Here is a 23,892-nt window from a genome sequence, read left to right as displayed (position 1 = left end):
AGCGTGAACGGCTTCGGGCGGCGCCGGGCCTGATGTGCTTTCGTGTGCGCGACAGACGCGTAATACTCCCCGTCAGGACTCGTATTGCGCTTCACCTCTCGCCAGACCACCGACTTGTCCCGGCCGATCTCCGCCCCGATCTCGGCATAGCTCAGCCCGTTGCGGCGGCCCATCTGAATCATCCCCCGATCCACTGCCGTCAGCATCCGCTCGCCCACCACGCTCGCTGGCACTCGATCAGCGAGCCCACCACCTGGCCCCCTGTTGATCTTCATCCCCCCAGATTGAGCCCACCAACGCCTCCCGATGCTGCCGTGCGCCCCGACACGCTGGGCAGCGCCGAACACTGACACGCCTGTGCACACCAAATCAACGAACTCAGTACGCGCACTCAGCGGAAACAACGTGACCATGAACAGCTCCTTCAATCAGAGCGTTGCTCCCACCATATGAATCCGCCGCCGTTTTAACAGCGTCATTTGCGACCGGAGCAGGGTCGGCGCGGGAGGTGGTGACCCGGCACGGGGAGGTGGTGACCCGCGCGGTCACCCGAACGGGTCGGCCAGCAGCCTGGCGAACGCCGTCTCCGCGGCGCCGATCAGCAAACGGTCGGCGCCGAGGTCGGCGGAGTGGATCACGAGGCCCTCGGCCGGAGCAGCCAGTGCGCGCTCGCGCACCGCGAGGTCGAATGCGTCAGGGTCGTGGTCGCGTAGCATCGGCAGGAATCCGCCGAGCACCACGATCGACGGGTTGAGCACGTTGACGGCATTGGCGAGGGTGACCGCAAGCACGCGTCGTTGCCTCTGCACCTCGGCGATCAGCTCGTCATCGTCCGATTCGGCGAGCGCTCGTGCGAGTTGGGTGTCATCAGCGGCGCTGAGACCGGCAGCATGCACGAGCCGTGCCCTGTTGACTTCGTCTTCGAGCACGCCGTCAACGCTGATCCGATCGGCTTCCGTGCCGATGCCGGGGTAGGTCTGCCCCCATTCCCCGGCGTAGCCGCCTGCTCCCGAGATGAGGGTTCCGTTCAGGATGAGCCCACCGCCGATGCCACTGGCACCGCCGTTGAGGTAGACGACATCGCGATGCTCACGTGCCGCGCCGAACAGCTTCTCGGCGCGAGCACCCAGCGAAGCGTCGTTGTCAACGATGACGGGCGCGTCGAGCGCTGCCGCCAGCGGTGTGGTGATGTCCTCATCGCGCCAGCCCAGGTGCGGGGCGAGCCCGACGACGCCATCGGATGCCCGCACGAGCCCGGGAACCGCAACGCCGATCCCGATCAGTCGGCAGCCCCGCAGGGAGTTCTGCTGCCACTCCTGTATGACCCGAACGGCGATGGCCACGGCATCCGCGGCACTGGGCACACTGTCCAGCGGCACGCGCGTGCGCTCCCGGAGCCCGCCGCCCAGGCTGACTGCGCCGATCTCGATCGCATCGACCTCCGGGTTAATGCCGATCGCTGTCACGTCGGGGTTGGCGCTGACGACGGGGCTCGGGCGCCCGACACGTCGAGTGGGATCAGGGTTCTGCTCCACCACCAGCCCCGCCGCGGCCAAGCCGGTGACGAGGTCGGCGACCGTCGAACGGTTGAGTCCGGTCTCTGCGGTGATTCGCGCCCGCGAGCGCGGACCCTCCTGATGGACGAGACGCAGCACCTCGCCGAGGTTCTTTCTGCGCACGCCTTCGATCCCGGATGCCCGATCCGCCATGTCTCTCCTCAACGCACGCGATTTGTTGTTCCTGTCACGATATCTGCAGGAACGTCGATCGGATGCCGGATGCTCAGCGCGGCGTGTATTCGAATCGACGCACGTTCAGCACTGTGCTCGTCATGGCCCCGTTGCTCGTGCCGTAGACACCGAACCACAGACCCAGAAATCCGCCCGTGGCCACGGTGTCGAGCGTGCGCCCGTCGGCAACGGCGACAGCCACCACTTCACCGCTGGGAACAGTCACCGCGAACGCATATTCCTGTTCCCGGACGCTCAGTGTCAGATCGAGTCCCGCTGAGGGCGAAGCATCCACGATCGTCTCACCGAGAAGCGTCTCCGCTCCCGCCTGGCGATGCATCACCGCGACGCGGGTGCCGTGCGCCACGGCGCTCAGTGACATTCGCACCTGGTCGTTCTCGGACTGCCGGACGATGAGCCCGACTTCTTCGCCGCCCCGAAGATCGGATGACAGCGTCGTCACGACATCGACATCACGATGCTGCTGGCGCACACCGAGGAACGCTGAGACCGTGGCGTCGACGGGTGTCGAGGTGCGCAGTGGCAACTCCCACCCGTCGCCCTCCGGGTGCGCGATCTCCGCAGGCAGCGCCCTGGCCGATGTCCACCGCGGGTCATCGGCGGCAACCACCCCGGAGGCGGCACCCTGCATCACGCCCCGCGTCTGCTCGGACGCGAACGGCACATCCACCGACCAGGGAACACGTCCCTGCCCCGGCGCGAACACCGGCCAACCGTCCTCCCACGACACCGGAACGAGAAAGCACTCCCGGCCGAGGTTGTAGTGATAGCCGCCGTAGGGGCGCATCGCCAGCAGAACCGACCACCAGCTGCCATCGATCGCCTGCACGAGATCCGCATGCCCGACGCCGACGATGTCAGAACCGCGCCCCAGATGACGGTGCGTGAGCACGGGGTTGCCCCTGTTACCGATGTAGGGCCCGGTCACTGTCTCTGCCCGCGCAACCGACAGCGCGTGATGGAACTCAGTGCCCGCCTCAGAAGCCAACAGGTAGTAAGTCCCGTCGATCTTGTACAGGTGCGGCCCCTCCGCCCAGACGGCGCCGAGCACCGCGCCATGCCAGAGGATGTGTTCCTCACCGACCAGCGTCATGCTCTCGCGGTCCAGCTCGCGCAACCACACCTCAGTCTGGTGATGCCACTGAGGTTCAGCGGCGAGACGGGTACCGTGCATCCAGATCCGGCCATCATCGTCGAAGAAGATCGAAGGATCGATACCGTCGACATCGAGCCAGACCGGATCCGACCAGGGGCCTGCGGGGTCGGTCGCCGTCACTACGAAGTTGCCGCCGGGCGAACCGTCGTTCTGGCCGACGAGCGTGCATACCAGCCAGAACAGACCGTCATGGAATCGCAGCGTCGGAGCGTACAGGCCGCCGGAGGATCTGATCCCATCCATGTCGAGCATTCCCGGGCGGTCGATCACATGACCGATCAGCTCCCAGCTGACCAGGTCACGACTGCGCTGCACGGGAAGACCCGGCTGATATTCGAACGTCGAGGTGACGAGGAAGTACTCCTCCCCGACCCGGCAGATCGTCGGGTCGGGAAAGCACCCCGGCAGAATCGGATTCTGAACAATCGCCATCAACGCGCGAATTCGACGGCGGCGACGTGCACCTCGGCGGTGACAACCCGGCGATCGGACGGCGCGATCACGTGGGCATCGCCCGTGATGTTCAGCGTCGCCCTGGCAGTCGCCGTTCCCGCAGCCTCGCTCGCTGCCGCATCCGCGCCGACCCATACCTCGACCGCGCCCGGCTCGACGATACGCGTCATCGATCGGTCGCTGAAGGCGAACCGCTGCGTCGGTACCGAGAACGACACTGTCGCTGACTCCCCGGCTGCCAGCGTCACGCGCTGGAATCCGAGAAGCTGCACGACCGGCCTCGTCACCGATGCGGTGACATCGTGCCCGTAGAGCTGCACGATATGGTCGCCGACCCGAGTGCCGGTGTTCGTCACCGTCACGGCGGCGCCGAAGGCAGCACCCGCCGCCACTTCCTCGTCGATAGCCAAATCCCCGTAGGAGAACGCGCTGTACGACAGCCCGAATCCGAAGGGGCGCACGGGTGTGGGATCGGTAGAGGTGACTTCGGAGCGGCCACCGAGCGGCGGGTGCAGGTAGGTGAACGGCTGTGCGCCGGCTGACCGCGGCAGCGAGATCGGCAGCCGGCCGGAGGGGTTGACGCGTCCAGCGATCACTCCGGCCAACGCGGATGCGCCTTCCTCGCCGGGGAAGAATGACTGCACGACAGCACCCGGGCGCTTGTCACCGTCGAGCGCCCAGCCGATCGCATACGGGCGTCCGGTGAGCATGACCATGACCACCGGCGTACCCGTGGCCACAACCGCTTCGACGAGCTCGCGCTGCACGCCTGGCAGGTCCAGACTCTCCGAGTCGTTGCCTTCGCCGACCGTGCCGCGACCGAACAGGCCGGCCTGATCTCCCACGACGACAATTGCGACGTCAGCGCCGGCTGCGGCGGCCTCGGCAGCGGCGAAGCCCGACCGATCATCGCCCTCCACTTCGGAGCCCTGCGCATAGACGACGTCGGCATCCACTCCGAACTCTGCGGTAACGCCCTCGAGCACGGTGGGGATCTCGATCCCGATCGGGAACTCCGGGTGGTGGGCGAGCACATGGTTGGCGAAGGAATAGCAGCCCATCAGCGCTTCTGCCCGGTGGGCGTTGGGCCCGATGACGGCAACCCGCGATTTTCCGGCATCCGCACTCATCGGCAGAATGCCGTCATTCGAGAGCAGGACCACCGACTCCTCAGCGAGGCGCCGAGCGACGTCGCGGTGGCGCGGCGAATCCAGATCGATGTTCGTCGGAGCCTCATCCTCGAAGACATCCGGCTCCAGCAGCCCGAGCTCCTCCTTCTGCGCGAGCGCACGCAGCACGGCACGGTCAACGAGGGCCTCATCGAACTGGCCCGCACGGATGCGCTCCGCCAGCGGCGCGAGATACGCGTCACCGGTCGGCAGTTCGATGTCGATGCCGGCGGTGAGAGCGGCAGCTGCGGCAGCCCCACGGTCGGCGGCGATGGCGTGCATCACCTCGAGGAACGCGACGGCAAAGTAGTCGGCGACGACGACGCCATCGAACCCCCAGCGCTCACGGAGCAGCTCGGTCAGATACTCCTCGCTCGACCCGAGCGGCACCCCGTCGATCTCAGCGTAGGAGTTCATCACCGAACGTGCGCCGCCATCCAGCAGCGCCATCTCGAATGGCGGCAGGAAGACGTCTGCGATCTCGCGTGCACCGGCAGAGACAGGCGCATGGTTTCGGCCTGCGCGTGTTGCCGAGTAACCGACGAAGTGCTTCAGCGTCGCATGGATGCCGGTCGCCTGAAGCCCCTGCACGTAGGAGGTGCCCAGCACACCGACGACGTACGGATCCTCAGCGATACACTCATCCACCCGGCCCCAGCGCGGATCGCGAATGACGTCGAGCACCGGCGCGAGGCCCTGGTTGATGCCCAGCTCCCGCATCGATTCACCGATGACAACGGCCATCTCGTGCACGAGCTCCGGATCGAACGACGCTCCCCAGGCCAACGGCGTGGGGAAAGCGGCCGCCTTCCAGACAGCGAGACCTGTCAGGCACTCCTCGTGCACGAGCGCGGGGATCCCCAGACGCGTCTCGCGCTTGAGCCGGCGCTGCTCATCCCACAGCCATGCCGCGCGCTCGTCCGGATCCACCGGCCTCGTGCCATACACGCGGCTGTACTGGCCCAGCCCGTGCTTGGTCACCTCGGCGAGCTGGCCGGCGTCCTTCTGCCCGGCAGCCATCTCGGACTGCATGGGCGCTGCCATACCGTTCTGGTCGAGCCAGTACCCGACGATCTGCGCCAGCTTCTCGTCCAGAGTCATTCGCGCGTGCAGTGCACGGACGCGTTCGGAAACTGCAGGCATTGCGGGAACTCCCGCTGTCGTATTCGACACGGATCTCTCTTTCATTGTGCTCAGCCCTTGACTGCCCCGGTGAGTCCGCCGACGATACGGCGCTCGAACAGACTGAAGAACACCAGTGCGGGCACCATCGACAGCGACGTGTACGCGAGCACACGCGCGGTGTCGACGGAGTACTGCGAGGCGAAGTTCTGCACGCCCAGTGGGAGCGTGAACAGACTGGAGTCGTTGAGGATGAACAGCGGCAGCATGTAGCCATTCCACGAGCCGACGAAGGCCAGGATGCCGACGGTGATGACGCCGGGCAGACTCAGCGGGATCACCATTCGCCAGAAGAACCCGAGACGGGACGCGCCGTCAATGGATGCTGCCTCCTCGAGCTCCTTCGGGATCGCTCGCAGGAACGGTACGAGGATGATGATCGTCGTCGGCAGGGCGAAGGCGATCTGCGGCAGGATGATGCCGGCCAGACTGTTGACCAGTCCGAGGTTGCGGATCAGAAGATACAGCGGCGTGATCGCGACCGTGATCGGGAACATCAGACCAGCGGCGAACAGCGAGTACATCACGCCCCGGCCGCCGAAGTCGTAGCGGGCGATCACGTAACTGGCCATCAGGCCCAACAACACCGCACCGAGGGTGGTTCCGACGGCGGCGATGGTCGAGTTGATCATCGCTGTCCAGAACTCCGAGCTGGCCAGCACGTCGCCATAGTTGGCGATCTGCCAGGGCGCGGGGAACCCGGACGGGTCCAGCGTGATCTGGGAGTTCGTGCGGAACCCGCCGACGATGATGTACAGCACCGGTGTGATGCAGATCGTGATCAGCACGATCGCGATCAGGTAGATGCCGGGGCTCCCCCAGCGGACCTTCGGCGACCGTCGCCGGCCGCGCGGTCCAGAGGGCTGGACGAGCACGGAAGTGGGCAAGCTCTCGGTGGTCATTTGCGCTTCCTTCCGCTTTCTCCGGTCACGGCGCCCTGTGTGTCACGACGCAGCACGAAGCGCTGGTAGACGAGGGCGATCACCAGGGAGATGAGGAACAGCATCACGGCGACGGCGTTTCCGTAGCCGTAGCTGCCAGCGAGGTGTCCGTTCTGGTACATGTATGTCGCCATCGTGGATGTGCCGGCGGTCGCAGCGATGTACTGGCCCCAGATGATGTTGACGAGGTCGAACAGCTGCAGCGAACCGATGATGGACAGGAACGCCCAGATGCGCAGGGTCGGCCCGAGCAGCGGCAGCGTGATGTGCCACTGGATTTTCCAGAAGCTGGCGCCGTCGATGGCCGCAGCCTCGTAGAGCTCCTCCGGGATCGACTGCATGCCGGCAAGCATCAGGATCACGGCGAAGCCGATGTACTTCCAGGTGATGATGACCATCAGCGTCCATATGGCAATGGACGGGTCTGCCAGCCAGGACTGCTGGAACTCGCCCAGACCCCACTTCTCCAGCAGGGAGTTCACAGCGCCCGCATCCTGCATCATCAGGCTCCACCCGATACCGACGATGACCTCAGAGATCACGTACGGCATGAAGATGAGCACGCGGATGATGGAGCGGCCGCGGATCTTCTGGTTCAGCAGCAGCGCGAACAGGATCGCAACCGGCCCCTGCATGATCAGCGAGAGAACCACGATGACGAAGTTGTGCGTCACCGCCTCGCGGAACGTGTCGTCCTGCCAGATCAGGATGTAGTTATCCAGTCCGACGAACTCGGTCGGCCAGCCGAAGCCGTTCCATTTGAAGAAGCCGTAGAACGCCGCCATCATCACCGGGAAGATGACGAAGCCGACGAAGACGATCAGAGCGGGGCCCGAGAGAAGCGCGATCTCGCCGCGCTTGCGCCAGTCGACGCGTCGCGGTCGACGCACTGGGGCCGACGAGTTGTCGGCCCCAGCACGAACGTTCTTCTCAGGCACGGCGACCGCCGCCACCTGGGTTTCGATCATCGCCCCGATCAGCCTCTCGCCGCAGCGGTGGTGATCTGCTCCACGAGCTTGTCGGGCGTGCCCTGACCGGCGAGCATCTCCACGACGCCGACGTTGAGCGCGTTGCCGACGTTCTGGCCCAGCGCGGTGTCCAGCCACAGCGAGACGTACGGCGCCTGCGCGTATGCCTCCATCAACGGCACCAGTGACGGGTCGGTGACGGCGCCCGTGGCGTCCTGGGAAGCGGGGATGGTCTGGAAGGCCACCGCGTACTTCTCCTGCCACTCGGTTGTCGAGACGAAGTTGAGGAACTCCTCGCACGCTGCGGGCGAGTCGGCTGAACACGAGTAGCCATCGACGCCACCCATCATCGCTCCGGCTCCGCCGTCGCCACCGCTCACCTCAGGGAACGGGAACCAGCCGAGGTCCGGCAGCGGCTGCTCGTCGGCAGTCAGACTCGCGATCACACCGACGTTCCAGGCGCCCATCAGTTCCATGGCTGCCTTGTGGTTCGCCAGCAGTCCGGCGGACGAGTTCGCGCCCTCCTGCGGGGACGTGGTCAAGAAGCCCTGGTTGAACGGCTCGATGCCGGCGAAGTCGGCGAGGTTCTCAGCGGCGGTCAGCCAGCACTCGTCAGTGAAATCGGGATTGGTGGCGAGGCTGGAGACGATGGCCTTGTCGCAGGCACGCAGCGCGAAGAAGTAGTACCAGTGCGCGGCGGGCCAGGCTGCCTTCGCACCGAGAGCGATCGGCGCGATGCCAGCACTCTTGAGCTTGTCGACAGCACCCTCGAGGTCATCCAGGGTCTTGGGCTCTTCGGTGATTCCGGCCTGTTCAAACAGGTCCTTGCTGTAGAAGATGCCGCCGGGGAGCACGGCGCTGGGCATGCCGTAGATCTTGTCGTCGACAGTGAATGCTGCGAACGGCGCTTCGCCGAATGCGGTCTTCACATCGGCGTCGATCAGTCCGGTGAGGTCTTTCACTTTGCCTGCGTCGACGATGTCGGCGAGTTTGCCGCCACCGCGAGCCATGAAGATGTCGGGCATGTCGCCCGAGTTCACGGCGGTCTGGAGTTTGCCGTCCATGTCTTCGTTCTGGATGGAGGTGACCTTGATGGTCACTTCGGGGTTCTCTTCTTTGAAGGCGGCCGCTGCATCGTCCCAGTACTGCTTGCCATCTCCGGTGGTGGAGTTGTGCCACATGGTGAGCGTGACGTCTCCGCCGTCGCTCCCCTGGTCGCCTCCGCCACCTGCACAGCCGGACAGCAGCATCGCAATGCCAGCCCCCAGCGCAACTGCTGTCGCGCCTCGCGTCTTGCGTGTCATCATCAGCCCTTTCGTCATCCTTGACAGATCGTGGGACCGCTCCCTGAGCGGTTCAATTCTTGACATTGCCAGACTCGGCACCGTTTAGTCAATCGATATCGATAACGTTTTCCAAACACCTCGTAAATCCACCCGATCGACCGCTCCGGCGGTTACGATCACGATGTGGACCTTAATATTCGCCCTAGTCGCGCAACGATCACCGATGTCGCACGGGTCGCGGGAGTCTCCGTCTCAACCGTGTCGAAGGTGATCAACGGCAAGGACGGCATCGCCGCCACCACTGCCGCGCACGTCCTCGCCGTCGTCGCCGACCTCGGATACGAGTCCTCCATCGTCGCAAGCAGCCTCCGCCGCGGACGCACTGGCGTCATCGGCGTGCTGCTGGCCGATTTCGAACCGTACTCCACCGAGCTGCTGAAGGGGATCTCTCGGGCAGCCGAGGCGACCGACTATGAGCTCCTCGCTTACGCCGGCGGCAATGACAATGGCAAACGCACGAACTGGGAGCGGCGCTCACTGTCCCGCTTGGGCGGAACGCTCATCGACGGTGCGGTGGTCGTCGCACCAACTATGTCGATGACTAACGGCACCAGCATCCCTGTGGTTGCCATCGACCCGCATTCCGGAGCCGAGAGCGTACCGACTGTCGACGGCGACAACATCGGCGGCGCACGCGCGGCGACGGAACTGCTGATCGGCCTCGGCCACCGTCGCATCGCCCACCTGGGCGGGCGGCCCGGACTCGAATCATCCCGCTTGCGCCGCGAGGGGTACCTGCAGGCACTCGAGGCAGCAAGCATCCCGGTCCACCCCGCTCTCGACCGGGTCGGAGGCTACCGAGCCGATCTCACCGACGCTCCCGCCCACGAACTGCTGGGGCTGCCCGCCGACCAACGCCCGACGGCCATCTTCGCCGCGAACGACCTCTCCGCCCTGCACGTCATGGAGGTCGCGCACGAGTTGGGTCTACGGGTGCCGCACGACCTCTCGATCATCGGATTCGATGACATTCCGGAATCATCGACCAGCTCCCCGCCTCTCACGACAGTGACCCAGCCCCTTCAGTTGATGGGCGCGGAGGCCCTGCGCATCCTCGTCTCCCTCCTCACCGGCGTCACGGTCGAGCAGCAGCATCGACGCCTGCCTGCCAGCCTCACCGTGCGGGAGAGCGTCGCCGCGCCCCCGAGCGTGCGCTGATTCCCCACCTCCGCCTCGGCGTCATCGACGCCCCAGCCGAGCCGGGCGCATGGCCACCAGCATCCCACCGATCACGAGCAGCAGGGCGGCCGCCAATGCGATGCCCCACGGTAGCTGCGCACCGGTGACGGCGAGTTGCCCGGGCGCAACGACCCTGACCTCCGCACTGATCGGTTCGAGCTCCCCGGACGCGATAACCAGGGTGTGTGCACCGAGCGGCAAATCCGCAGGGATCGACACGTCGAAGGCCACCCGACCTGAGGCATCAGCCGCGGAGATGCCGGCGATCTCGATCGGATCGCTGAACAGCGTCGCCGTGATCTGCTGACCGGGCTCCAGACCTGACACGGTCACAGGCAGGGCTCCACCCTGCTCCACGCTGCCGTCGCCGACGTCAACCGTCGCCCAGACGACCACTCCATCCTCGCCCGGATCCCCCGGTTCCGTCGGCGTACCAGGTTCCGTCGGTTCCGTCGGTTCCGTCGGTTCCGTCGGCTCGCCCGGCTCGCCCGGCTCTTCGGCTGATACCAGACGTGCGACGCCCCAGCGTGCGGTGTTCTGGTATCCGGTGCCGGTCGGCTCCGCCCAGGTGTGCACGGCGAAGCGGGCGCCGTCTCGTCCATCATTGACCTGGAAATCCAGTCCATGGAAGGTGTTGAGGCCGCCGAGTGGAACGTCGCTCTGACCGCCAGACTCGCCGACGAGGTCGATCGCGACCTCCACGACATATCCAGTTTCGGTCAGAGCCGTCGCGCTACTGGCCACACGTGCCTGCTGCAGCGCGGCATCGCCCGTGCCGAACGACAGGTCCCCGTCGGTCGTGATCCGGATCTGCGTGTCGTTCGGGCCGTACGTCCCAGCCTTCGTGTTGCCCAGATCGAGAAACACTTCAACGGAATCGCGGTTCCATGCATCGCTGTTGCTGTTGTCGACGACCGGATCGGTCACCTCGTACAGCACGTAGAGCTGGTTCCCCTGCCAGAGCGTGCGCACCTGCGCCTGGGCGCCGCTCGCATCACCCTCGACCGTCCTCGCCGTCTGCGCCACGGCGGCATCTGCCCACACCTCGTCGACGATGCCATCGACCGTCGGGGCAGGCAGCTCCGGGATCTCCAGGTAGGAGAGCGGCTCCAGGAATGTGAGCCGGCCCGTCTCACCGGGCGAATTCCATGCGCCGGCGACCGAGTCGTTGACGATGACACGCACATCGAATTTCGCTGAGGAGCCCTCGACGACCTCACTGTGCGGCACGTGCACCGCAATGAGATGCTCGCCCTCGACAACGGTCTCGATACCGGGGACGGAGTCCGGGGCATCCTTCTGGTAGACGAACTCTTGGTCGCCATAGGTGAACTCGACGCGGTCTGGGGCGACCGTGCTACGAACCAGAATGGTCAGATGGTCATCGCTCCAGCGCGATTGGAACCCGCCCACGTCTCCGGTCAGCACGTTCTCTGGCAGGTTCTGCCATTCGATCGCGTCCGCGAATCCATCGGTCAGCGCGATGTCACCGGCGAACACGTTCGCGGTCGTGATCAACGCTGGCAGGCCATCCGGATCATCGATGACTCCGTAATAGGCGGGCTTGGCCTGCAAACCGGCACCGAACACGAGTGGCTCCTGCTCAGATCGCCATGAGCGGTTGTCGGTGAGACCCCAGATAGTGGCGGCAAACACCTTCTCCGCATCCGGTGCCGCCGCGTCATAGTCACGCAGCAGCCGGAACACATCGCGGTAGAAGTATCCCTGCCTGATCCGGTTAGCCTCTGTGGCCGGGTTGATCGTGACGTCGAGCTCCGTGACTTCCTGCAGCAAGCCGAGGCCGGCGAATCGGTCGAGCGCACCCTGCAGCGACGCGATCGTGGTGTTGATTGAGACGTGGAACTGGTGGCCCACGCCGTCCAATGGCACTCCAGCTGCCAACAGTCTCTTCACGAGGGCCTCATACTGCGCGCCCTTACGATCTTGCTCGGTGTTGTAGTCGTTGATGAAGAGCATCACCGGGCGATCGGTGCCCGACTCTGCGTACGTATTGTTGAAGGCCTCCTCCGCGAGCTCGAAAGCGAGCGAGATGTACTCCTCGCCCAGCACTTGATACCAGCGGCTGGTGCGCAGCCCATCGTCAGTGCTCTGATCCGCCACCACCTCGTTGACGACGTCCCACGCGATAATCGGATTGGTCGATGAGCCGTACAGGCCGTAGTCATCAGAAATCGATCGGGCCACGTTGTCGATGTGGGTCGCAAGACGGTCGCGGAGGATCTGCTTGTCAGCATCGGTGTCGGTCAGTTCGCGTCCGGAGTCATCCTGGAAGAACCAGTCCGGCGTCTGCGAGTGCCACAGCAGCACGTGTCCATACATTCGCAGGTCGTTCTGCTGCGAGAAGTCCAGCAGCGCCGTTGCCTCGGCGTTGCGCTGGAAGTCACCGTTCTCGTCGTACCAGGCTTCCACCTTCATGTGGTTCTCAGGCGTGATCTGGTCGAAGTGGTGCAGCAGCAGGTCGGCTGCGGCTCCGCTCGTCTCCCGAGAATCGATCGCGACACCGACCGGGAAGTCCACGGTGTCCTTGATCGGCACCAGGCTGGTGTCGACCGGGTTCGGCTCCGGTACGCTCACGCGCAGCTGATCGACCAGGAACACCGAGGTATTGCCACTGTTGTAGCGAGCCTCGACATAGAGTTCGGCGGCGGTGTCGTAGGCGGGCACCGTGAACTCACCGGACACGGTGGTCCACACCTCGGCGCTGGCATCCTCGATCTGGAGCAGGTTGGCGTACGAGGCGGACTCGCCCGTAACGGTACGCATCGAGATACTCAGCCCCTGTCCGACGTCTGCGCCCTCGGCGAAGCGCACAGTGGCCTCGAGCAGGTAGGTATTTCCTGGCAGCAGCACGTCAACGACGTCGAACTGGATGCCGTCACCCTCGTGCGTGCGCTCGGAGACCTGTGCGGCGAATGCCGAGTCGTCGGCACCGCCTGGCACGACTGAGATGGTCGGTGCCGATTCGCCCGATCCGGAGCGGGCGAACCATCCATCCAACTCGCCATCGTCGAAGTTCGTGTCGATGAGTGCGCCCGTCTGCTGCGGGGCGGGAGTGCCGAGCGGGAGGGTGAAGACCCAGCCGTCGGCCAGCCGCTCGTCGACGACGGTCGCGACCGCCTGCAGCGACGGTTCGCGGTCACCGCCACCGTCATGCACGAGCACGATCTCGCCGGGCTTCATCGCGGTGCGCAGATTCTCGGTGAGTACGGCCGGGTCGGTCTCTGCCCAGTCGTTAATCGTGTTGGTGACGGCCAGCGGCTGCATGCCGAGCGAGACAGCGACGGCGGCAGTGGCGCCCCAGCTGCCGTTGGGCGCGCGGAAGAACGGCACCTGTGCGTCAGGGTCGCCGAGCGCCTCGCGAATGATGCGCAGATTCTCGACGAGATCGGTGCGGATGCTGTCGGCATCCCAGGAACCCATGTCCGTGTAGCTCGTGGTGTGGTTACACAGTGTGTGCCCCTCGGCGACGGTGCGCCTGAGCAGATCGGCACCGCCGGGCGCGGTGATGTTCTGGCCGATGACGCAGAACACCGCGTGGATGTCGTTGGCCTTCAGATAATCGAGCAGCGCCGCGGTGGTGGCACCGTTGGGTCCGTCATCGAATGTGAGGGCAGAGACGTTCCCGCTGCCGGAGGCGAGGCTGACCGGTGTGGTTGTCGGGTCGACGGCGCCGCCAGGGGCGACGTCGGAATCTCCTCCGCCGGGCGCGGGGGCACGCGTGATGAGCACATCGTCAAGATAGAACGATGATGTCGCCGGGTCCACCTCGATGTAGACCTGCGTGTCATCCGCGTCTGCGGTCAACGTGCCGGAGATCGTGGTCCACTCCCCCGCGGGGATCGCCTTGTCGGCGACCCAGTGATAGCCATCCTTGACGAGGAATCGGGCTTGCGCGGCAGCATCCTGTACCAGCACTCGCGCCGAGAGCGTATACGTCACGCCCTCGGTGAATAGGCCCTCAGGGCTCTGCAGCGTGTGCCACGTCTCGGTGCGGTCGGCCACGCTCAGTACCTGACCCGCGCCTCCGTTCGGGTCGGCGGTGACGGTGAGGGTGGGGTCGCCGCTGGCGAACCAGTCGCCGGTCGTACCGTCCTCGAAATCGACGCTCGAGATGATCTCAGGATCTGCCGCAGCAGCGGAGATAGGGATAAGTGGGGCCGCGATGAGAGCAGCGGCGGCGGAGAATGCCAGCAGGGTTGATCGACGTTGCACGGGGCGCTCCTTTGCGCAGATGATTTGTCGTTGGCCCAAACATATGGAGTAAGCCCCCACCCGTGTCAACCCGTTACCAGAAAGTTACGTGCAGTCCGCCGATAATTTCGACCGACACCATCGGACACCTTTCGAGCGCCGGAAGCGCTGGACGTAGGTGCCCATCCTGCTATAGGTTGTGAACAGCAACAATTTACGTACGCGACGACGCGTCGCAAGAAGGAGCCGTCATGGTCACCCCCACCCGCGAAGACAAGTTCTCCTTTGGTCTGTGGACCATCGATTACAACGGCACCGACCCGTTCGGCGGTCCGACCCGGCCGCGTCTCGACGTCGTACATGCAGTTGAGAAGCTCTCCGAACTCGGCGCCTACGGTCTCACCTTCCATGACGATGATCTGTTCGCCTTCGGCTCGACCGATGCCGCACGCCAGAAGCAGATCGATCGTCTGAAGGGCGCGCTGGCCGACACCGGCCTGGTCGTGCCGATGGTCACCACCAACCTGTTCAGCGCACCGGTCTTCAAGGATGGCGGCTTCACCTCGAACGACCGCGACGTGCGCCGCTTCGCCCTGCGCAAGGTTTTCCGCCAGCTCGACCTCGGTGCTGAGCTCGGCGCCAAGACGTTCGTGATGTGGGGCGGCCGCGAGGGCGCCGAGTACGACTCGGCCAAGGACGTCCGCTCGGCGCTGGAGCGCTACCGCGAGGCCGTGAACCTCCTCGGCGACTACGTCACCGACAAGGGCTACGACATCCGTTTCGCCATCGAGCCCAAGCCCAACGAGCCCCGCGGCGACATCCTCCTGCCGACGCTTGGCCACGCGATCGCGTTCATCGGCTCGCTTGCACGCCCCGAGCTCTTCGGCGTCAACCCCGAGGTCGGCCACGAGCAGATGGCTGGGCTCAACTTCACCGCCGGCATCGCGCAGGCGCTGTACCACGACAAGCTCTTCCACATCGACCTCAACGGTCAGCGCGGCATCAAGTACGACCAGGACCTCGTGTTCGGTCACGGCGACCTGCACAACGCATTCTCACTGGTCGACCTGCTCGAAAACGGCGGCCCTGGCGGCGTCCCTGCCTACGACGGACCGCGCCACTTCGACTACAAGCCGTCGCGCACCGAAGACGAGACCGGCGTCTGGGACTCTGCCGCCGCCAACATGCGCACCTACCTGCTGCTGAAGGAGCGTGCTGCGGCCTTCCGCGCCGATCCCGAGGTGCAGGAGGCACTCGCCGCGGCCAAGGTCGACGAGCTGGCCAAGCCCACGCTGAACGACGGTGAGACATACGACGACTTCCTCGCCGACCGCAGCGCCTACGAAGACTTCGACGCCGACGCTTACCTCGGCGGCAAGGGCTTCGGGTTCGTTCGTCTGCAGCAGCTCGCTACCGAGCACCTGCTCGGCGCACGCTGATCGTGACGCTGGTCGCTGGCGTCGACTCGTCGACGCAGAGTTGCAAGGTCGTCATCCGTGATGTCGACTCCGGTGCTGTCATCCGGTCCGGCCGTGCCGGGCATCCGGAAGGCACCGAGGTCGATCCCGCCGCCTGGTGGGACGCGCTGCAGAGCGCGATCACGGATGCCGGTGGCCTTGACGACGTCGCCGCCATCGGCGTCGGCGGCCAGCAGCACGGCCTGGTGGCGCTTGACGCCGCCGGTCACGTCATCCGTCCGGCACTGCTGTGGAACGACACCCGTTCCGCAGACGCAGCAGCAGCCCTCGCCTCCGAAGTCGGAGCCGCCGAATACGCTCGGCGCACCGGCGTCGTGCCGGTCGCATCGTTCACGGCGAGCAAGGTGCGCTGGGTCGCTGATGCCGAACCTGAAAACGCCGCCCGCATCGCGGCGATCGCGCTCCCCCACGACTGGCTGACCTGGCGTCTGCGCGGCTACGGTCCCGCAGACCAATCACCGCTCGGCGCCGTGCTCAGCGAGCTCGTCACCGATCGATCGGATGCCAGCGGCACCGCATACTTCGATCCGGCCAGAAACGAATACGACCGGGAGCTGCTGTCGATCGCGCTGCGTCGCGATGCCGCTGACATCGTGCTCCCCCGGGTCCTCGGCCCCTCCGATCACGTCTCGGGGCACAACGGCATCCTCGTCACCGGTGGCGCTGGAGACAACGCCGCCGCAGCTCTCGGAATGGGCGCCGGCAGCGGCGACATCGGTGTCTCCATCGGTACCAGCGGCACCGTGTTCGCAGTAACTGATGTCGCTGTCACCGACGCCTCCGGTACCGTCGCCGGCTTTGCTGATGCCTCCGGTGGATTCCTTCCCCTGGTGGCGACGCTCAACGCGGCCCGTGTGCTGGATGCCACGGCATCCCTGCTCGGTGTCGATCACGATGAACTCGGCCGGCTGGCGCTGGCGGCAGAACCCGGTGCCGGCGGACTCGTCCTGCAGCCCTGGTTCGAGGGCGAACGCACACCGAATCTGCCGAATGCCACGGCGACCCTGTTCGGGATGACACTGGGCTCCACCAGCCGTGAGAACCTTGCCCGCGCTGCGATCGAGGGCGTGCTGTGCGGTCTGGCTGAGGGCCTTGACCGCATCCGCAGCCACGGTGTAAGTGCCGAGCGCATCCTGCTTGTGGGCGGGGCGGCGCAGAATGAGGCCGTTGCACGGATCGCGGCGCAGGTGTTCGACGCCCCCGTCGTGGTGCCCGCTCCCGGCGAGTACGTCGCGATGGGCGCTGCCATCCAGGCGGCCTGGGGCCTCACCGGCACCGTGCCGACCTGGTCGGTCGCGATCACCGCGCGTGTCGATGCGCAAACTCAGCCGATCATCCGCGAGCAGTACGCCGCGCGGCTCGAAGTGAGCAAAAGTGGCGAACTCATAGGCGGAGCCTCCACACTAGAAGCATGACCTTCGCAGCCCTGCAGCCTCTCGCCGATCGCGCCGCACTGTTCGTCGCTCTCCGACAGGAGGCGCTCACCGCCGCCGCCGAGCGACTCGGTGAGCACCGCTGGGATGCGGACATGACAGCGGGAACGCTCACCTTCACGTCCAATGCGAATCCGGAGCAGCAGCTGGTCAGCGCTGCACACCTGGTGGCGACGATCGCTCCGGGGCCACGATCGCTGCTGTGGGCGTGGGCGCACCCGCAGGGCGACCCGAACGGCATCGCCGGACAGTTGCGCGACTATGGCATCAAGTACGACATCGCAGCGCTGGCACAGTCCGAGCTGCTCTTCCCCGAAGACACCGGCGACGATCTCGATGAGTGGATGACGCAGGCCGCACACCAGGTCGGCAACGTCGCGGTGGAGATCACCGGACGCTCGCCGTACTACTCGGCTCCGATCGATGGCGGCACACGCGCGGTCTTCCTGCTGGACGCTCCCCTCGATCCGCTCACTGTGCGAGATGCCGTGATCGCCGCGCCCCGCTTGCTGGAAAGCCTCGCGCTGCGCGACGCCCGCTCGGCGGTGTGGGATGCCGCTCGCCTCGCCGGCTGGAACATGCAGTGGACGGACGAGCAGTTCTCGGGTGCCACTGTCAGCGACGCCAGCGGCGAAGCCACTTTCCGCTTCGACGAGCAGGCTCGAGTCATCGGTGTGGAAAGCACACTCGGAGCCTAAATCTCTTCGGTGTTCTCGCGCCGTCCGGTGTGAACGTGACATGCTGTGCACATGAAGAAGTGGCTGGTGCGGGCCGTCTCGCTGTATGTGTTCAACGTGGCAGCGCTGCTGTTGATCGGACTGATCATGCGCAGCGTGCAGGTCGGCTGGCATGCACTGTGGGCAGCGGTCGTCTTGACACTGGCAACGCTTGCGCTGAAGCCCCTGCTGCTGAAGTTGTTCCGCCAGTCAGCCGCGAAGTCGGCCAGCGCACGCACGAGGTTCGGCGAGAAGCTCGTGCAGTACGTGCTCGTGTTCGTCGTCGAACTGATCGTGTGGGTGCTGACCGTGATCTTCAGCGGTGTCGCGGTGCACGGATGGTTCTGGGGCTACGTTCTCCCGCCGGTCTACCTGCTCATCGCCTGGGTGATCTACGACCAGATAGACGATCGGATCGAAGCGAAGACCGGCGCCGTGATCGGGTCGGTGCGGTCGAAGATGACGGGTACGACGGCATCCGATTCGATGCCGCCGTCACCTGCGGCATCCGCGGGGCGTGCCGAACTGAATGATGGTCTGACGCCCGAACAGCGGCGGATGCTGGACAACCTGTAGCCGGCGGGCCGCCGCGTTGTTGCATTTCGCGGAGCCTGTGACGAATGTCGGAGGTTCTCGCCGATTCTCTCCGACATGCGTCACAGGGTCCGACAGGTGTAACAGTCAGTCCGCGGCAGCAAGCCGTTCCGCGGCCTCGACCACATTCGTCAGGAGCAAGGCGACGGTCATCGGACCGACACCACCGGGGTTCGGCGACAGGAAACCGGCGACCTCGGCGACATCAGGATGCACATCGCCGTAGACCTTGTTCTTACCGGTCTCCGGGTCGCTTTCGCGCGTGACGCCGACGTCGAGAACAGCTGCCCCCGGCTTCACGTCTTCCGCACGGATGAGGTGTTTCACACCCGCACCGGCGACGATCACATCGGCCTGGCGAAGGTACGGCGACATGTCGGGCGTGCCGGTGTGCACCTGGGTCACGGTCGCGTTGATGTCGCGGCGCGTCAGCAGCAGCCCCATCGGCCGCCCGATCGTCACCCCGCGTCCGACGACCACGACGTGCTTCCCCGCGAGGTCGTATCCATTTCGCTGCAGCAGCTCGATCACGCCGCGCGGTGTGCACGGTAGCGGCGTGTGGATCGGCGCGTTGACGTTGAGCACAAGCCGACCGAGGTTGGTCGGGTGCAGGCCGTCGGCGTCCTTGTCCGGGTCGATCCGCTCGAGAATCGCATCGGTGTCGATGTGCTTCGGCAGCGGCAGCTGCACGATGTAGCCGTGGCAGTCCGGGTCGGCGTTGAGCTCGTCGATCAGCGCTTCGACCTGCTCCTGTGTGGCATCCGCCGGCAGCTCACGCTGGATCGAGTTCATTCCGACCGCCTCGGACTGCCGATGCTTCATCCCGACATACAACTGGGATGCCGGATCTGCGCCGACGAGCACCGTTGCGATGCCGGGCGTGATGCCCTTCGCCTTGAGTGCGGCGACGCGTTCGGTCAGTTCCGCTTTGATCTCCGCGGAGGCCGCTTTGCCGTCGAGGACGACAGCGGTCACTGCTGCAGCCCCGGGTAGAGCGGGAACGCACCGGTGAGAGCATCGACGCGCGCCTTGAGAGCCTCGACATCGGCGCCCGGCAGCAGCGCCAAGGCGATGACGTCGGCAGCCTCGGTGAACTCGGCGTCGCCGAAACCACGGGTCGCAAGCGCCGGGGTGCCGATGCGCAGGCCCGACGTCACCATCGGCGGACGCGGGTCGTTCGGCACAGCGTTGCGGTTGACCGTGATGTGAATGTCGTGCAGCAGATCCTCGGCCTGCTTGCCGTCGATCTCGGCGTCACGCAGGTCGACGAGCACGAGGTGCACGTCGGTTCCGCCAGAGCGCACGGCGATGCCGGCATCCTTCACGTCCTGCTGGGTGAGTCGCTCGGCGAGGATTGCAGCCCCGCGGACGGTGCGCTCCTGGCGCTCCTTGAACTCCGGCGACGCCGCGATCTTGAACGCGGTCGCCTTGGCCGCGATCACATGCATGAGCGGTCCGCCCTGCTGGCCGGGGAAGACCGCCGAGTTGATCTTCTTCGCAAGGTCGGCGTCGTTGGTCAGGATGAAGCCCGAGCGCGGACCACCGATTGTCTTGTGCACGGTTGAGGAGACGACGTGCGCGTACGGTACGGGGTTCGGGTGGATGCCGGCGGCGACGAGACCGGCGAAGTGAGCCATGTCGACCCAGAGTAGGGCACCGACCTCATCGGCGATCGCGCGGAACGCGGCGAAGTCGAGCTGGCGCGGATAGGCAGACCAGCCAGCGATGATGACCTTGGGCTTGTGCTCGATGGCCAGTCGGCGCACCTCGTCCATGTCGACGAGCGAGGTCTCCGGATTCACGCCGTAGGCGACGATGTCGTAGAGGCGGCCGGAGAAGTTGATCTTCATGCCGTGCGTCAGGTGCCCGCCGTGGTCGAGCGACAGCCCGAGCAGCGTGTCACCGGGGCGTGCGATGGCGTGCAGCACGGCGGCGTTCGCGGTCGCACCGGAGTGCGGCTGAACGTTCGCGAACTGGGCACCGAACAGGCTCTTGGCCCGCTCGATCGCGAGGGACTCGGCGACGTCGACCTCTTCGCAGCCACCGTAGTAGCGGCGACCGGGGTAGCCCTCGGCGTACTTGTTCGTCAGCACCGATCCCTGAGACTGCAGGATGGAGACGGGTACGAAGTTCTCGGATGCGATCATCTCGAGGTAGCCGCGCTGCCGGTTCAGCTCGCGCTCGAGAACCTCGGCGATCTCAGGATCAACCTCGGAAAGCGGGGCGTTGAAGTACGGGTCGGTCATGTCGTCCTCTTTTCGTCAGGATTCGGTCGTGTGAGCACATCCGCACAGCGGACGCGTCAAAACGCATCGGCCCAGGCGCGCGGTCGAATTTCCGTAACGGTCGCTCCCCGGTGGTGACCCACCCAGACGCCAGTCGCGACGGTTCGAGCATAGCGGAATTCCCGAGTCCCACAGTAGCCGTGAAGCCCCGCGGACACAGCGCCACAGGATAGATTTCGTTCATGGTCCTTCCTGTTGTTCCGCTCCCTGCTTCTCTCGTGGAATCCCCCGGCTCGCTCACGCTCACCCGCCGCACACGCATCGTTGCGAATGACGAGACGGATGCCGCGGCATCCATCCTCGCGAAGTCGATCGCCGAACGCACCGGGCTCACGCTCCCGGTCGTCGCAGAACCGGCCGCAGCCGGTGACCTCGTGCTGCGACACACGAAAGACACCGGCGAGGGGTACGCACTTCGCATCGACGACGCCGTCGAGCTCTCCGGATCAGCCGCTGGTCTCTTCTACGGCATCCAGACCATCCGTCAGCTGTTGACCGCTGCCGATGACGTCTGGGCTCTCCCCCGCGTCGCGATCGACGATGCCCCACGCTTCGGCTACCGCGGCGTGATGCTCGATGTCGTTCGCACCTTCTTCGATGTCAACACCGTCAAGGCGTTCATCGACCGGGCGTCGTCGCTGAAGTTCAACCGCCTGCACCTGCATCTCACCGACGATCAGGGTTGGCGACTGCATATCGAGAGCCGCCCGCTGCTGACCGAGCGCGCCGCCAACACGGCTTCTCTCGGTCGCCCTGGCGGGTTCTACACGCACGACGACTTCCGCGAGATCGTCCGATATGCCGCTGAGCAGCACGTGATGGTTATTCCGGAGATCGATCTGCCCGGCCACACCCATGCGATCGGTCTCGCCTACCCCGAGCTCGTCGAGGATCCGGTGATGACCGACAACCTCCGTGCACAGGCTCGCGAACTCGGACAGCCCCTGCCCGTGGCGGGCGAACCGTACCGGGGCTGGGGCGTCGGACACTCGTCGGTGAAGATCCATGACGAGGCGACGTGGACGTTCCTCAGTGACGTGCTCACCGAGGTCGCAGCGCTCACTCCTGGCCCGTATCTGCATGTCGGTGGAGATGAGGCTCACGGCACACCGCAGACCGACTTCGACGCATTCGTCGAACGTGTCACGGCACTCACCACACGCCTCGGGAAAACTCCCGTCGCCTGGCATGAAGCAGGATCCGCGCAGGTCGCCGAGGGAACCATCGGCCAGTACTGGGGCAGCACGACTCCTGCCGGCACGAGCGCTGACGATGTTCGTCGGTTCGCCGAGCGCGACGGCGCGGTGATCATGTCACCGTCAGATACGGCCTACCTCGATCAGAAGTACGACGCGGACTTCCCCCTCGGGCTGGATTGGGCGGCGCTCATCGATCTGGAAACCGCGTACAGCTGGGAACCGGCATCCATCATCGCCGGTCTGCCGGAGACCGCGATCATCGGTGTCGAAGCGCCGCTATGGTCTGAGACTCTCACCTCGCTGGCCGACATCGACCAGCTCTTCTTCCCCCGTGCCGCAGCAATCGCCGAGGTGGCCTGGTCATCAGCCGATTCTCGCGATTGGGCATCGTTCCGTTCGCGCATCGGGCATCTCGATGCGCGTTGGGATGCCGCAGGCTGGGGAGGACACCGTCCCGCCGAGATCACTTGGAGCAACCGTTGAACACCACCCTGATCCACTCCGCTCGCCTCATCACCGAAGGTGAGGAAACCGCTGATGCCTGGGTGCGGTTCGAAGGTGGCGTCGTCGCGGCCACCGGCACGGGTAGCGATTGGGCACCTGCTGACGCCGTGATCGACGCGACCGAGGTTGCGGGCGCCGGCGCCATCCTCACGCCCGGATTCATCGATATCCACGGTCACGGCGGCGCCGGGGCAGCCTTCGACGACGGCATCGAGGCGATCCGCACCGCCCGCGACCTGCATCGCACGCACGGTACGACGCGAGCTGTGATCTCTCTGGTTACAGCCCCCGTCGATGATCTCGTCCGTCGGGTCGGTGAGATCGCCGATCTCATGCAGACGGATGCCGACATCGTCGGGTCCCACCTCGAGGGCCCTTACCTCGACCCGGCACACAAAGGTGCGCACGAGCCGACGCTGCTGCGGCATCCGGAAGCCTCCGAGGTGCAGCGCCTGCTGGATGCCGGTCGCGGCACGATCCGCCAGGTCACCATCGCCCCCGAGCTTCCCGGTGGAATCGAAGCGATCCGGTTGATCGTGGCTTCGGGCGCCGCCGCGGCTGTCGGTCACACGAGTGCCGATGCCGCGCAGGCCGTCGCCGCGTTCGAGGCGGGTGCGACGATCCTCACGCACGCTTTCAACGCCATGCCGGGCATCCACCACCGCGCCCCGGGACCCGTGCTCACCGCTGCGGCCGACCACCGCGTAATCCTCGAGGCGATCGCCGACAATGTGCACCTGCACCCGCCCGTGATCAAGTTGCTCTTCGACTCGGCGCCGGGACGCGTGGCGCTGGTGACGGATGCCATGGCCGCAGCCGGCAGCGCCGATGGCAGCTACGACCTGGGGGCGGTGAAGGTGACGGTGACCGATGGCATCGCCCGCACCGACGAGACCGGATCGATCGCCGGATCGACGTTGACGCAGGATGTGGCCTTGCGACGAGCCGTGCAGGCCGGGGCGTCTCTCGTCGAGGCGATTCGCGCGCTGACGGAGACGCCGGCTCGAGCTATTGGTCTCGGTGACCAGCTCGGACGGCTCATTCCCGGATATCAGGCGGATGCCGTACTGCTGGATGCCGACCTGCAGGTCGTCCACGTGCAGACGGGCGGCGCACTGCGCTGAGCGCGGGTGTGGGGCTGAACGTGGGTGCGGGCCACCACTCCCCAGCAGCAGCCCGCGCTCCCCAGGCGCGAGACAGGCGGCTCAGGAACTCCTCCCCCGAGGCACCTGAGCCGCCTAACCGTGCATTTCCCCCGCACGGTGCCGAACTCCGCCCCCCGGTGGTGTTCTGATGGCTGTCTCTATTTGATGAGACGACGACCTG

At 65.7% G+C, this 23,892-nt stretch carries 17 protein-coding genes and 1 riboswitch; of the genes, 7 read left to right on the top strand and 10 right to left on the bottom strand.

Annotation, left to right across the window (positions count from 1 at the left end; translation table 11 throughout):
* The 7 genes from ACW5CM_RS14625 to ACW5CM_RS14595 all read right to left on the bottom strand — a co-directional run.
* The coding region (locus ACW5CM_RS14625) for a helix-turn-helix domain-containing protein (RefSeq protein ID WP_457125446.1) at positions 1–275 on the bottom strand (275 nt) is incomplete at its 3' end.
* Between the two features lie 270 nt (positions 276–545).
* Positions 546–1,709, bottom strand: a complete 1,164-nt coding sequence (locus tag ACW5CM_RS14620) for an ROK family protein (protein ID WP_457125445.1) — start codon at positions 1,707–1,709, stop codon at positions 546–548.
* Between the two features lie 73 nt (positions 1,710–1,782).
* Complete coding sequence (locus ACW5CM_RS14615) at positions 1,783–3,339, bottom strand: glycoside hydrolase family 43 protein (protein WP_457125444.1); 1,557 nt, start codon at positions 3,337–3,339, stop codon at positions 1,783–1,785.
* Complete coding sequence (locus tag ACW5CM_RS14610; RefSeq protein WP_457125443.1) at positions 3,339–5,717, bottom strand: beta-xylosidase/alpha-l-arabinosidase; 2,379 nt, start codon at positions 5,715–5,717, stop codon at positions 3,339–3,341. The genes ACW5CM_RS14615 and ACW5CM_RS14610 overlap by 1 nt, the downstream gene beginning before the upstream one ends.
* A gap of 5 nt (positions 5,718–5,722) precedes the next feature.
* Entirely contained in the window at positions 5,723–6,613 is an 891-nt protein-coding gene (locus ACW5CM_RS14605; RefSeq protein WP_457125442.1) for a carbohydrate ABC transporter permease, read from the bottom strand.
* Entirely contained in the window at positions 6,610–7,620 is a 1,011-nt protein-coding gene (locus ACW5CM_RS14600; RefSeq protein WP_438253213.1) for a carbohydrate ABC transporter permease, read from the bottom strand. Before ACW5CM_RS14600 ends, ACW5CM_RS14605 begins: the two co-directional genes overlap by 4 nt.
* An 8-nt stretch (positions 7,621–7,628) precedes the next feature.
* Positions 7,629–8,927, bottom strand: a complete 1,299-nt coding sequence (locus ACW5CM_RS14595; protein ID WP_438253212.1) for an ABC transporter substrate-binding protein — start codon at positions 8,925–8,927, stop codon at positions 7,629–7,631.
* Between the two features lie 162 nt (positions 8,928–9,089).
* Between ACW5CM_RS14595 and ACW5CM_RS14590 the strand changes: the two genes are divergently transcribed.
* Positions 9,090–10,124, top strand: coding sequence for a LacI family DNA-binding transcriptional regulator (locus ACW5CM_RS14590; RefSeq protein WP_457125441.1), 1,035 nt, complete (start codon positions 9,090–9,092; stop codon positions 10,122–10,124).
* A gap of 21 nt (positions 10,125–10,145) precedes the next feature.
* On the opposite strand, the gene ACW5CM_RS14585 is transcribed toward ACW5CM_RS14590, so the two are convergent.
* Entirely contained in the window at positions 10,146–14,378 is a 4,233-nt protein-coding gene (locus ACW5CM_RS14585) for an endo-1,4-beta-xylanase (RefSeq protein ID WP_457125440.1), read from the bottom strand.
* A gap of 230 nt (positions 14,379–14,608) precedes the next feature.
* Here ACW5CM_RS14585 and xylA point away from each other — a divergent pair, with 230 nt between their 5' ends.
* Genes xylA through ACW5CM_RS14565 form a run of 4 tightly spaced genes read left to right on the top strand, consistent with a single transcriptional unit; the run spans position 14,609 to position 18,560 of the window.
* Entirely contained in the window at positions 14,609–15,796 is a 1,188-nt protein-coding gene (xylA, locus tag ACW5CM_RS14580; RefSeq protein WP_457125439.1) for a xylose isomerase, read from the top strand.
* 2 nt (positions 15,797–15,798) lie between these two features.
* Entirely contained in the window at positions 15,799–17,250 is a 1,452-nt protein-coding gene (xylB, locus tag ACW5CM_RS14575) for a xylulokinase (protein ID WP_457125438.1), read from the top strand.
* Complete coding sequence (locus tag ACW5CM_RS14570; protein WP_438253207.1) at positions 17,247–17,966, top strand: DUF6882 domain-containing protein; 720 nt, start codon at positions 17,247–17,249, stop codon at positions 17,964–17,966. The genes xylB and ACW5CM_RS14570 overlap by 4 nt, the downstream gene beginning before the upstream one ends.
* 51 nt (positions 17,967–18,017) lie before the next feature.
* On the top strand, positions 18,018–18,560 hold the full coding sequence (locus ACW5CM_RS14565) for a hypothetical protein (protein ID WP_457125437.1): 543 nt from the start codon (positions 18,018–18,020) through the stop codon (positions 18,558–18,560).
* A gap of 105 nt (positions 18,561–18,665) precedes the next feature.
* On the opposite strand, the gene ACW5CM_RS14560 is transcribed toward ACW5CM_RS14565, so the two are convergent.
* Together ACW5CM_RS14560 and glyA are read right to left on the bottom strand one after the other, a co-directional pair.
* Complete coding sequence (locus ACW5CM_RS14560) at positions 18,666–19,553, bottom strand: bifunctional methylenetetrahydrofolate dehydrogenase/methenyltetrahydrofolate cyclohydrolase (protein ID WP_457125436.1); 888 nt, start codon at positions 19,551–19,553, stop codon at positions 18,666–18,668.
* Positions 19,550–20,824 (bottom strand): serine hydroxymethyltransferase, encoded by a 1,275-nt coding sequence (gene glyA, locus ACW5CM_RS14555; RefSeq protein ID WP_438253204.1) that lies wholly within the window; start codon positions 20,822–20,824, stop codon positions 19,550–19,552. The genes ACW5CM_RS14560 and glyA overlap by 4 nt, the downstream gene beginning before the upstream one ends.
* A 62-nt stretch (positions 20,825–20,886) precedes the next feature.
* Positions 20,887–20,971: riboswitch (ZMP/ZTP riboswitch) on the bottom strand.
* 74 nt (positions 20,972–21,045) lie between these two features.
* Here glyA and ACW5CM_RS14550 point away from each other — a divergent pair.
* Together ACW5CM_RS14550 and nagA are read left to right on the top strand one after the other, a co-directional pair.
* Positions 21,046–22,545 (top strand): beta-N-acetylhexosaminidase, encoded by a 1,500-nt coding sequence (locus ACW5CM_RS14550; RefSeq protein WP_457125435.1) that lies wholly within the window; start codon positions 21,046–21,048, stop codon positions 22,543–22,545.
* Positions 22,542–23,690, top strand: coding sequence for an N-acetylglucosamine-6-phosphate deacetylase (gene nagA, locus ACW5CM_RS14545; RefSeq protein ID WP_438253202.1), 1,149 nt, complete (start codon positions 22,542–22,544; stop codon positions 23,688–23,690). The genes ACW5CM_RS14550 and nagA overlap by 4 nt, the downstream gene beginning before the upstream one ends.
* Positions 23,691–23,892 lie beyond the last annotated feature (202 nt).

It is taken from the genome of Microbacterium wangyouchuni (assembly GCF_054072595.1).
This window is presented reverse-complemented; position numbering and strand designations above follow the sequence as displayed.